This window comes from Pseudomonas sp. Sample_20, from assembly GCF_004307585.1.
Classification (GTDB): Bacteria; Pseudomonadota; Gammaproteobacteria; order Pseudomonadales; family Pseudomonadaceae; genus Aquipseudomonas; species Aquipseudomonas atacamensis.
The window spans coordinates 472915-483605 of the sequence record NZ_RCOA01000020.1 but is presented as its reverse complement, the minus strand read 5'-3'; the positions used below and the strand labels follow the sequence as shown (position 1 = coordinate 483605).

9 protein-coding genes are annotated in these 10691 nt (G+C 62.3%); 2 read left to right on the top strand and 7 right to left on the bottom strand.

Going from position 1 to position 10691, the window contains the following annotated elements; genetic code table 11:
• Positions 1-105: 105 nt before the first annotated feature.
• The 4 genes from D8U70_RS05930 to D8U70_RS05915 all read right to left on the bottom strand — a co-directional run bounded on the left by D8U70_RS05930 (position 106) and on the right by D8U70_RS05915 (position 6313).
• Entirely contained in the window at positions 106-1830 is a 1725-nt protein-coding gene (locus tag D8U70_RS05930) for a putative 2-aminoethylphosphonate ABC transporter permease subunit (protein ID WP_130928470.1), read from the bottom strand.
• Positions 1830-2906 carry a putative 2-aminoethylphosphonate ABC transporter ATP-binding protein gene (locus tag D8U70_RS05925; protein WP_130928469.1) on the bottom strand — a complete coding sequence of 359 codons (1077 nt, stop codon included), beginning with the start codon at positions 2904-2906 and terminating at the stop codon, positions 1830-1832. The genes D8U70_RS05930 and D8U70_RS05925 overlap by 1 nt, the downstream gene beginning before the upstream one ends.
• 221 nt (positions 2907-3127) lie before the next feature.
• Entirely contained in the window at positions 3128-3991 is an 864-nt protein-coding gene (locus tag D8U70_RS05920) for a LysR family transcriptional regulator (RefSeq protein WP_038861192.1), read from the bottom strand.
• Between the two features lie 15 nt (positions 3992-4006).
• Complete coding sequence (locus D8U70_RS05915; RefSeq protein WP_130928468.1) at positions 4007-6313, bottom strand: heavy metal translocating P-type ATPase; 2307 nt, start codon at positions 6311-6313, stop codon at positions 4007-4009.
• Between the two features lie 84 nt (positions 6314-6397).
• Here D8U70_RS05915 and cadR point away from each other — a divergent pair, with 84 nt between their 5' ends.
• Positions 6398-6847: a Cd(II)/Pb(II)-responsive transcriptional regulator gene (gene cadR, locus D8U70_RS05910; RefSeq protein WP_130928467.1), complete on the top strand. Its 450-nt coding sequence runs from the start codon at positions 6398-6400 to the stop codon at positions 6845-6847.
• Positions 6848-6967: 120 nt separating this feature from the next.
• Here cadR and D8U70_RS05905 read toward each other — a convergent pair whose 3' ends face one another.
• The 3 genes from D8U70_RS05905 to D8U70_RS05895 all read right to left on the bottom strand — a co-directional run bounded on the left by D8U70_RS05905 (position 6968) and on the right by D8U70_RS05895 (position 9667).
• Entirely contained in the window at positions 6968-7939 is a 972-nt protein-coding gene (locus D8U70_RS05905) for a thymidylate synthase (protein WP_073471007.1), read from the bottom strand.
• A gap of 50 nt (positions 7940-7989) precedes the next feature.
• Positions 7990-8805: a prolipoprotein diacylglyceryl transferase gene (gene lgt / locus D8U70_RS05900; RefSeq protein WP_016772683.1), complete on the bottom strand. Its 816-nt coding sequence runs from the start codon at positions 8803-8805 to the stop codon at positions 7990-7992.
• Between the two features lie 79 nt (positions 8806-8884).
• On the bottom strand, positions 8885-9667 hold the full coding sequence (locus D8U70_RS05895) for a sulfite exporter TauE/SafE family protein (protein WP_016772682.1): 783 nt from the start codon (positions 9665-9667) through the stop codon (positions 8885-8887).
• A 130-nt stretch (positions 9668-9797) separates the two neighbouring features.
• Between D8U70_RS05895 and D8U70_RS05890 the strand changes: the two genes are divergently transcribed.
• Positions 9798-10544 (top strand): NRDE family protein, encoded by a 747-nt coding sequence (locus tag D8U70_RS05890; RefSeq protein WP_071172189.1) that lies wholly within the window; start codon positions 9798-9800, stop codon positions 10542-10544.
• The last annotated feature ends 147 nt before the right edge of the window (positions 10545-10691 follow it).

The window sequence follows — 10691 nt, the reverse complement described above, 5'->3', positions numbered from 1 at the left end:
CACCAGCTGGGGCTTTGCGATCACACCGGAAGCGCTGCAAGCGGTTGCCCATGACTAGGCTTGAACATGAGCGTTTTCCTGTAGATGAGTTGATCGGGTTTGCAATCAGTGACCTGGCGCGGTTTGCCGCCAGGCCTGGGAACGGCGCAACAGGCCGCGCGAAGCCCACGCCAGCAACAGCGACACGCCGGCCGAAGTGAACAGGATCAGGGTCGACATCGCCGCCGCGCCGCCAACGTTGCCGGCGTCATCCATGTTCAGCACCGCCACCGCCGCGAGGATGGTGTCGGGGCTGTAAAGGAAGATCGCAGCGGAAACCGTGGTCATCGCCGAGACGAACAGGTAGCGCACGATGTCCAGCAGCGCCGGCAGGCAGATCGGCACGGTGACGCGCAGGTAATGCCGGTACAGCGGCGCCTTCAACGACAGCGCGGCGGCTTCGAATTCAGCATCGAGCTGGCGCAGCGCGGTGGTCGCGGTCATTTGTGCGGTGGTCAGGTAGTGCGCAATGGTGCAGACGATCAGCAGCGTCATCGTCCCGTACAGCACGTGCAACGGGTTGCCGCTGAGGTTGAAGAAGAAGACATAGCCGAGACCCAGCACCAATCCCGGCACCGCCATCGGCACGAAGCTGAGCATGCGCAAAACCAGGTTCAGCCCGCGCTGAGTGCGGGTTTTCTCCATCAGATAGGCGCCAGTGAAAATCAGCACGCTGCCAATCAGCGCGGTGCCCAGCGCCATTTTCAGACTGTTGCCGTAGGCGAGCCAGCCACCGCCGGCGGTCTCGTTGAACTGATAGTGGTTGAGCGACAGCGACAGGTTGTACGGCCAGAACTTCACCAGCGACGAGAACACCGCCATGCCGAACACCAGCAGCAGCGCGGCGCAAATCAGCAAAACAATGGCCAGATAGCAGCCGTCGCGCAGCTTGGACGGCAGCGGTTTGAACACCTGCGCGCGTCCGCTCATCGAGTCACCATGGCGGCGACGCAACCACGCATCGACACCGAAACTGAACAGCGCCGGCAGCAACAGCACCATGCCGATCAACGCGCCGCGACCGAATTGCTGCTGGCCGACCACGGCTTTGTAGGCTTCCAGCGCCAGCACTTGATAGTCGCCACCGACCACCACCGGCACACCGAAATCAGTGATGGTCAGGGTGAATACCAGACAGAACGCAGCGAATACCGCCTGGCGGGTCGCCGGCCAGGTGATGCTGCGAAACGCTTTGGCCGGACTGGCGCCCATGCTCGATGCGGCGTCGAACAGCCGCGCATCGGCCAGCGACAATGCCGAGAGCAAAATCATCAGCGCATGGGGAAAGGTGTAGATCACCTCGCCCAGCACAATGCCCCAGAAGCCATAGATATTGTCCGAGAGCAGCCCACGCAGCATGCCCTGGTTGCCGAACAGATAAACCAGCGCAATCCCCGGCAGCATCGACGGCGCCATCAGTGGCAGCAGGGAGATTCCGCGCCAGATGCCTTTGCCCGGAATCAGCGTGCGTTGCAGTGCGTAGGCAAACAGGTAGGCCAGCGGTACGACAATGGCCGCAACGCTGAGGGACACTTTCAGGCTGTTGCCGAGCAGCCAATGGAAATTGGCACTGGTCACCAACTCTTTCGCCGCGAGCCAGCCGCCGCCCTGCCCGGCGTCGTTGCTGAAGCCGCGCCAGAAGATCGCCAGCAACGGCAGCAGCACCGCGAGGCCGAGCAACACCAGCAGGAGGACTTTGCCGCCGAGCACGAACAGGCGATCGCCGATCTCGGCTTTCGAGGACTGTCGCACCTGCTTGTGCGGTAGCGGCAGCGCGAGGTTGCTGTTCATCAGGCGAACACCTGCAAACTGCGCGGCGGCAAGGCGACCATGATCTGCTGGGCGCCGAGGCGCGGCATGGCTTCTGGCGCGAGTTCGGCGAGCAGCGCATAACCCGGCAGTTGATCGAGTTCGAAGCTCATCCGGCAGCGGTTGCCGAGAAAAGTGATTTCGCGAACCCTGGCCGGGAACAGGTTCTCTTCGTGCACCAGCGGGTTGACGTTGATCGCCTCCGGGCGGCAGAACAGTCGACCCGAAGCGCCGTGTACGCTGCCCTCGGCCAAGCGCAGATTCATCCCGCCAACCTTGGCGTGACTGTCGCTGCTGCGCTGAAACGGCAGCCAGTTGCCCTGACCGACAAACTCGGCCACGAACGGCGTGGCCGGGCGGTTGTAGATTTCCTGCGGGGTGGCGTACTGCTCGACGCGGCCGTTATTCATGACCGCGATGCGATCGGCCATCAGCATCGCTTCGTCCTGATTGTGCGTGACCATCAGCGTGGTGATGCCGAGATTGCGTTGCAGCTGACGCAGCTCGGTGCACAGATGCTCGCGCACCCGCGCGTCGAGGGCCGACATCGGTTCGTCGAGCAACAGCAGCGACGGCGCCGGCGCCAATGCGCGAGCCAGCGCTACTCGCTGTTGCTGACCGCCGGACAATTGGCCTGGGTACTTTTTCTCACTGCCGGTGAGACCAACCAGTTCCAGCATCTGGCCGACACGCCGGCGCACTTCATCGCGACCGCTGCCGGCGAGGCCGTAGGCAATGTTCGCCTCGACCGTCAGATTGGGAAACAACGCGTAGGACTGGAACAGAATCCCGTAATCCCGCGCTTGCGGGGCGAGGTGCGAGACATCGCGATCGCCCAGATACAGCTCGCCGCTGTCCTGCTGCTCCAGCCCGGCAATGCAGCGCAACAATGTGGTCTTGCCACAGCCCGATGGACCGAGCAGGCACACCAGTTCGCCGGCGGCGACATCGAGGGAAACGTTATCCAGCGCAGTGAACGCACCGAAACGCTTGTGCACGCCGCGCACTTTCATCGGCGCGCCGGGGTTGGTCAGGGCAGTTGCGATGGCAGGATTCATGGACGGACCTCAGCAAACGGATGAGGCCAATCCTAGAGCTGTAATGCGTCCGTCATGTGGCAACGAGGCAAAAACCGCAGATAGTGGTATTCGAGGATTTTGGTTCACTGCAGATCGTTCCCACGCTCTGCGTGGGAATGCCTCATCGGACGCTCCGCGTTCGGCTTTTGGGACGCAGAGCGTCCCGGGCTGCATTCCCACGCGGAGCGTGGGAACGATCATTACGCAGGAGACATCTCTTGGGCCAGGCCAAGAAACGCCGCCGGCAACCGCGCGCCCTTTCTTTCCTTCAGGCAATACAGATACTCCGGAATCTGCGGCGCATTCTCGATGGTCAGCACGCGCAACTGCGGATCATGCGGCACCTCCTGCCGCGCAATGATGCTGATACCGATATTGCGCAGCACGGCTTCACGAATCGACTCACGGCTGCCGATCTCCAGCAACGGCCCGAAACTGACCCCGGCGCTGGCCAGCAACTCTTCGGTCAAGCGCCGAGTAGTCGAACCCGGCTCGCGCATCAACAACGTATGCCCGGCCAGCGCGTTCAGCGTCACATGTTCCTGCGCCGCCAACGGATGATTGCGATGCACCGCCAGCACCAGCGGATCGGTGCCGAGTACCCGGCGAATCAACCGCGCATCGTCGAGCAACTGCGACGATGCCGCGACATCCACGCGGTAATCCTCCAGCGCTTCGAGCACTTGCTGCGAATTGCCGATCTCCACCGACACTTCCACCTGCGGCAAACGCTCGCGGAAGGTTTTTACCAGATCGAGGATGTAATACGGCGCCGTCGCGGCAATGCGCAGCGTGCCTTGGACCTGCCCACTGTTGCGCAGGAAAAACTCGATGTCCGCCTCTTGCTGCAACAGGGTCTTGACCATCGGCAGCAAGCGCGCGCCTTCGTCACTGACGCTTAAACGGCGGCCGCCTCGGTAGAACAACTCCACCGAATACTGGCTTTCCAGGTTACGAATCTGCGTGGTCACGGTCGGTTGGCTGAGGCCGAGTTTTTTCGCCGCCAGCGTGATGCTGCCCAGGCGGGCGACCATGTAAAACGCTTTCAGCTCGGCACTCAGCACAACCATCCCTCACGTTTACTTGCGCAGCAGGCGCAAACCGTTGAACACCACCAGCAGGCTCACGCCCATATCGGCAAACACCGCCATCCACATGGTGGCGAGCCCGGCGAAGGTTACCGCAAGAAAGATCGCCTTGATCACCAGCGCCAGTGCGATGTTCTGTTTCAGGATGCTCGCGGTATTGCGCGACAGGCTGATGAACGCAGGAATCTTGCGCAGATCGTCGTCCATCAGGGCGACATCGGCGGTTTCGATCGCGGTGTCGGTGCCGGCGGCGGCCATGGCGAAACCGATCTCGGCGCGGGCCAATGCCGGGGCGTCATTGATGCCGTCGCCGACCATGCCGACCCGGTGGCCCTGCTTGTACAGATCTTCAATGGCTTGCAGCTTGTCGGTCGGCAGCAAATCGCCGCGCGCCTCGTCGATCCCGACCTGGGCGGCAATCGCTTGCGCGGTGTGGACGTTGTCGCCGGTCAGCATCAGGGTTTTCACCCCGAGTTCATGCAACTGACGAATCGCTTCAAGGCTGGTTTCCTTGACCGTGTCGGCCACGGCGAACAGCGCCAGCGGGCCTGATTTGTCGAGTAGCAACACCACGGATTTGCCCTGCTTTTCCAGCGCGAACAGCTTCTCTTCCAGCTGCGGTGAGCACAGGCCAAGCTCTTCGACCAGACGATGGTTGCCCAAGTGATAAGTCTGGCCGTTGATGTCACCTTTGACGCCCCGCCCGCCCAGCGCGGCGAAGTTATCCACAGTCAGCGCGGCGAAGTTTTTATCCACAGCGGCGTTGGCAATCGCCAGCGACACCGGGTGATCGGAGCGCCCGGCCAGCGCGGCGGCGATTGCCGGTGCGCTGGCATCGGCCGTCGGGTCGAGTGACAGGTAATCGGTCTGCACCGGTTTGCCGTGGGTGATCGTGCCGGTCTTGTCCAGCGCCAGATAATCGAGCTTGAAACCGCCCTCCAGATACACGCCGCCCTTGACCAGAATGCCCTTGCGCGCGGCTGCCGCGAGGCCACTGACGATGGTCACCGGGGTGGAAATCACCAGTGCACACGGGCAGGCAACCACCAGCAATACCAGCGCGCGGTAGATCCAGTCGAACCACGCCGCGCCCATGAGCAACGGCGGGATGATCGCCACGGCCAAGGCGAAGACGAAGACCGCCGGGGTGTAGATTTTCGAGAATTGGTCAACGAAACGCTGCGTGGGTGCCCGCGCGCCCTGGGCCTGTTCGACGGCGTGAATGATCCGCGCCAGGGTCGAGTTGTTCGCCGCAGCGGTGACCGTGTATTCCAGCGAGCCGGCCTGATTGATGGTGCCAGCGAAGACTTTATCGCCGACAGCTTTTTCCACCGGCAGGCTTTCACCGGTGATCGGCGCCTGGTCGATGGTCGAATTGCCGCTGACCACCGCGCCGTCCAGCGCGATGCGCTCGCCTGGCTTCACCCGCACGCGGGCGCCGAGTTCGACGCTTTTCACCTCTTGTTCGCGCCAGTTGCCGTCAGCCTGCAAGACCGTCGCCTGCTCCGGAGTCATTTGCATCAAACCACTGATCGCATTGCGCGCGCGGTCCAGCGAGCGTGCTTCGATCAGCTCGGCGACGGTGAAGAGGAACATCACCATCGCCGCTTCCGGCCACTGGCCGATGAGGATCGCGCCCGTCACGGCGATGCTCATCAGCGCATTGATGTTGAGGTTAAGGTTCTTCAGGGCAATCCAGCCCTTTTTGTAGGTGCCGAGGCCGCCGCTGAGGATCGACACCAGCGCAACAATCGCCACCACCCAGTCGGGGGCAGCGCTGGTGAAGTGGATGACTTCGGCGCCCAGCGCGGTCAGGCCGGACAGCGCCAGTGGCCACCAGTGTTTTTTCACCGCAGCCGGTGCCGGCGCATCGACACCCGCCTGCAGCGGCTCGGCGTGCATGCCGAGGGATTTAATCGCCTCGGTGATCGGCTCGGTGCCCGGCAGATTGTGGGTCACGCCAAGCACGCGGTTGATCAGATTGAATTCCAGCTGCTGCACGCCGGCCAGTTTACCCAGTTTGTTCTGGATCAGCGTCTGCTCCGTCGGGCAGTCCATTGCCTCGATGCGGAAGCTGCTCAGGCGCGCGTCGGCGCTGGTCTTTTCGCTCAGTTGCACCAGGGCAGGCGCTGCGGCTTTCGACGAGCAGCAGGAATCTTCGTGCGAATGAACCGGGGCCGGCGCAGCTTTCGAAGCGCAGCAGGAATCGCCGCCGTGCGAATGTTTATGCACCGGCTGCAATTTATGACTGTGATCGTGGCCGTCGCCGGGCTTGTGGGTGTGCAGGGAATCACTCATTGGTCGCGTCCATGAAGGTGCCTGTTGCCAAGTAAAGACCCTGTAGCCACTATAGGGTCAAGCACCCTTTTGGAGATGGCCGTCATGAAGATCGGCGAACTGGCGAAACTCACCGACTGTGCGGTGGAAACCATCCGCTACTACGAGCGCGAAAACCTCCTGCCGGAACCGGCGCGCAGCGACGGCAACTACCGCGTCTACACCCAGGCCCACGCCGAGCGCCTGACCTTCATCCGCAACTGCCGCACCCTCGACATGACCCTCGAAGAAATCCGCAGCCTCCTCGCCCTGCGCGACAGCCCGCAGGATCAGTGCGAGAGCGTCAATGCGCTGATCGACGAACATATTCAGCACGTGAAGGCGCGAATCGATGGGTTACTGGCGTTGCAGACACAACTGCTCGACCTGCGCCAACGCTGTGGCGAAGGGCCGGAGGCGGATCAATGCGGGATCTTGCAGCGGCTGGAGGTGAGTGGCGGGGTTGTCGCGGCCGAAGTCGAACACTCCCATGTGGGCCGCAGCCACGGCCACTGACGGGCGAAGCTCGTTCCCACGCTCCGCGTGGGAATGCCGCCATGGACGCTCCGCGTCCAAAGTGACGCAGAGCGTCACGGGATTCATTCCCACGCGGAGCGTGGGAACGATCAATGGTGACTAGACCGCCATCGGCGCGGTCATCGGCGGATGGTGCTCATAGCCTTCCAGCGAGAAATCGCTCGGCTCGACCAATTCCAGCCACTCCGGCTGATACACACCAGTCTTGGCAAACTCCGGCACGCGATCGGATATCTTCAGTTTCGGCATGGCAAACGGCTCGCGCTTGAGCTGTTCGTTGAGCATGTCCAGGTGGTTCTCGTAGACGTGCGCATCGCCGATGAAATAGGTGAACCAGCGCGGCGTGTAGCCGGTCAGGCGACCGATCAGGCTCAGCAGCGCGGCGCCCTCGGTGAGGTTGAACGGCGTGCCCAGGCCCAGATCGTTGGAGCGGATGTACAGGGTCAGAGAAATCTCTTTGGTCTCGACGTTCGGGTGGAACTGGTACAGCAGATGGCACGGCGGCAGGGCCATTTCATCAAGCTGGGCGACGTTCCAGCCGTGGAACAGAATGCGCCGGCTGCCCGGATCGTTGATGATCGTGTCGACGCACTGGCGCACCTGATCGATGGCTTTGTACAGCACCACGTAGGCCTGGCCATCTTCTTCGCCCTGGGCGATCTGCTTGTAGCCGTTGGCCAGGGTTTGTTCAATGGCGGCGGTGTTGCTCAGCGGGATCTGCTTGTACGCCGGCCATTTGCGCCACTGCACGCCGTAGATTTCACCGAGGTCGTCGTCGCCCTGACGGAACGGGTTGGCCAGCCATTGCGCGTTTTCGTTGGCGTTCTGGTCCCAGACCTTGCAGCCCAGCGCGCGGAACTCAGCGGCGTTGTTCACGCCACGCAGAAACCCGCACATCTCGCCGATGGCCGATTTGAAAGCCATTTTGCGCGTGGTGATCGCCGGGAAACCTTCCTGCAGATCGAAACGCAGCATTGCTCCCGGAAAACTGATGGTGTTGATGCCGGTGCGGTTGGCCTGCTTGGTGCCGTTCTTTATGACGTGCGAGACCAGTTCGAGATATTGCTTCATGAGTTACCTGTGTCCTTGGAGCCCCGGCGTCGCGCGCCGGGGTTCGTAGTTTAAGCCGTCGGCGCGAGCGGCGCTGCCGGGGCGCGACGATAGGCCAGCCAGATCAGCAACAGCCCGCCGACAATCATCGGCACGCAGAGCACCTGACCCATGGTCAGCCAGTTCCACGCCAGATAGCCGAGCTGTGCATCCGGGACGCGGACGAACTCGACGATGAAACGGAAGATGCCGTAGAACAACGCGAACATGCCAGAGACCGCCATGGTCGGACGCGGTTTGCGCGAGAAGATCCACAGGATCAGGAACAGCGCCACGCCTTCGAGGGCAAACTGATACAGCTGCGACGGGTGGCGCGGCAACTGCGCCGGATCGCTGAACGGCGGGAACACCATCGCCCATGGCACGTCGGTGGCCTTGCCCCACAGCTCGGCGTTGATGAAATTGCCGATGCGCCCGGCGCCCAGACCGATCGGCACCATCGGCGCGACGAAGTCCATCAGCTGGAAGAACGACTTGCCATTGCGCTTGCCGAACCACAAGGCCGCGAGCATCACGCCGATGAATCCGCCGTGGAACGACATGCCGCCCTTCCACACTTCGAAAATCAGCGTCGGGTTGGCCAGGTACGCGCTCAGGTCATAGAACAGCACGTAACCCAGACGGCCGCCGACGATCACGCCCATCGATAGCCAGAACACCAGATCGGAGAGTTTCTCCTTGGTCCAGGTCGGGTCGAAGCGGTTGAGCCGGCGCGACGCCAACAGCCACGCGCCGCCGATGCCGATCAGGTACATCAGACCGTACCAGTGGATTTTCAGCGGACCGATGGCCAGGGCCACCGGGTCGATCTGCGGGTAAGGCAGCATTGCGACTCCTTGTTAGAGTTGAAAGCGAAATTCCCGGGCGACGCTGCCACCTCAGGATTAAGCCAGGATTGCCACGCGGTCAGAGCAGAAAGCTCAAACCCACGCAGAACAGCAAAGCGGCGAACAGCCTTTTCAGCAAGCGCGGCGACAACCTGTGTGCCAGACGCGCACCGAGCCGAGCGAAGACCATGCTGGTCAGGGCGATGCCCAACAATGCCGGCAAATACACAAAACCGAGACTATGGGCCGGCAACAACGGATCGTGCCACCCCAGAATCATGAAACTTGCTGCACTGGCCAAAGCGATCGGCAAGCCACAGGCCGATGAGGTCGCCACGGCCTGCTGCATCGGCACGCTGCGCCAGGTCAGAAACGGCACGGTCAGCGAGCCGCCGCCAATGCCGAAAATCGCCGAGGCCCAGCCAATCACCGTACCGGCAGCGGTCAGACCGAGTTTGCCCGGCACCGTTCGGCTGGCCTTGGGTTTGACATCCAGCGCCAGTTGCACGGCGATCACCAGAGCGAACACACCGATGATCTTTTGCAGGTTCGGTCCGGAGATCGCTTCTGCGGTCAGCGCACCGAAACCGGCGCCGAGCAGAATGCCCACGGTCATCCAGCGAAAAATCGCCCAGCGCACCGCGCCCCGGCGGTGATGCTCACGCACGGCGTTGACCGAGGTGAATATGATCGTCGCCAGCGACGTGCCCACCGCCAGGTGCGTAAGGATCGACTGATCGAAACCCTGCAGGGTGAAGCTGAACACCAGCACCGGGACGATGATGATCCCGCCGCCAACGCCAAACAGCCCGGCGAGCACGCCCGCACAGGCGCCGAGCGCCAGGTAGAGCAGAAATTCCATGACCGTCTCCAGCACGCATCGGCAAAACAGGAGCGGCATGTTAACGGATGCGCAGCGTTCTGCTCCACTGGCGATGGATGCACGGACGCCGGATGCGTAGAGTGGGCAAAAAACACACAAGGACCACCTTATGTGCCTGATTGTTTTCGCCTGGCGCCCGGGCCATGCCCAGCCGCTGATCGTCGCGGCCAACCGCGACGAGTTCTACGCCCGCCCCAGCCTGCCATTGGCACAATGGCCCGAGGCGCCGCACGTACATGCCGGGCGCGATCTTGAGGCTGGCGGCACCTGGCTGGGGATCGGCGCCAACAGACGCTTCGCCGCGCTGACCAATATTCGCGATCCGCAACAGCCGCCGGCCACCAAATCCCGGGGCGAACTGGTGGCGCGCTTTCTTGCTGACGATCTGTCGATTGATGATTATTTGAGCGATGTGGCGGGTCGTGCCGCCGAATATGCCGGGTTCAATCTGCTGCTGGGCAATGCCCATGAGTTGTGGCATTTCAATGCACGAGCGTCAGAGCCGGTGATGTTGCAGCCTGGAGTTTATGGGTTATCCAACGCGGGGCTGGATACGCCGTGGCCGAAACTGCTCAAGGCCAGGGCGGCGTTGAGCGCGGTACTGGATGATCCGCAGCCTGAGCGTTTGTTGACCTTGCTCAGCGATGCACAGACCGCACCCGAGGCCGAGTTGCCGGATACCGGGGTGGGCATGGCGACGGAGTCGTTGCTGTCGAGCGTGTTTATTGCCAGCCAGAGTTATGGCACGCGAGCGAGTACAGCGTTGATCGTGCGAGCGGACGGCACGCGGCGGATGGTGGAGCGCAGCTTTGGGCCGTATGGCGGGCATCTCGGGGAAGTTGAGGTTTGTGTCTAACAGCAGCCCCTCACCCCAGCCCTCTCCCGGAGGGAGAGGGGGCCGACCGAAGTGTCTTGCGGTATACATCGACCTGAAAGATCGAGTCGATCATGGATTCAGCAAAGCACTTACAGGTCGACGGAGTTCTGCAGCATCCCCCAATCA

What these genes read in the sequence shown, in the direction of transcription:
- D8U70_RS05905 (WP_073471007.1), bottom strand. Translation starts at nt 7,939, where the DNA reads ATGAAGCAATATCTCGAACTGGTCTCGCACGTCATAAAGAACGGCACC.
- D8U70_RS05925 (WP_130928469.1), bottom strand. Translation starts at nt 2,906, where the DNA reads ATGAATCCTGCCATCGCAACTGCCCTGACCAACCCCGGCGCGCCGATG.
- cadR (WP_130928467.1), top strand. Translation starts at nt 6,398, where the DNA reads ATGAAGATCGGCGAACTGGCGAAACTCACCGACTGTGCGGTGGAAACC.
- D8U70_RS05915 (WP_130928468.1), bottom strand. Translation starts at nt 6,313, where the DNA reads ATGAGTGATTCCCTGCACACCCACAAGCCCGGCGACGGCCACGATCAC.
- D8U70_RS05895 (WP_016772682.1), bottom strand. Translation starts at nt 9,667, where the DNA reads ATGGAATTTCTGCTCTACCTGGCGCTCGGCGCCTGTGCGGGCGTGCTC.
- lgt (WP_016772683.1), bottom strand. Translation starts at nt 8,805, where the DNA reads ATGCTGCCTTACCCGCAGATCGACCCGGTGGCCCTGGCCATCGGTCCG.
- D8U70_RS05930 (WP_130928470.1), bottom strand. Translation starts at nt 1,830, where the DNA reads ATGAACAGCAACCTCGCGCTGCCGCTACCGCACAAGCAGGTGCGACAG.
- D8U70_RS05890 (WP_071172189.1), top strand. Translation starts at nt 9,798, where the DNA reads ATGTGCCTGATTGTTTTCGCCTGGCGCCCGGGCCATGCCCAGCCGCTG.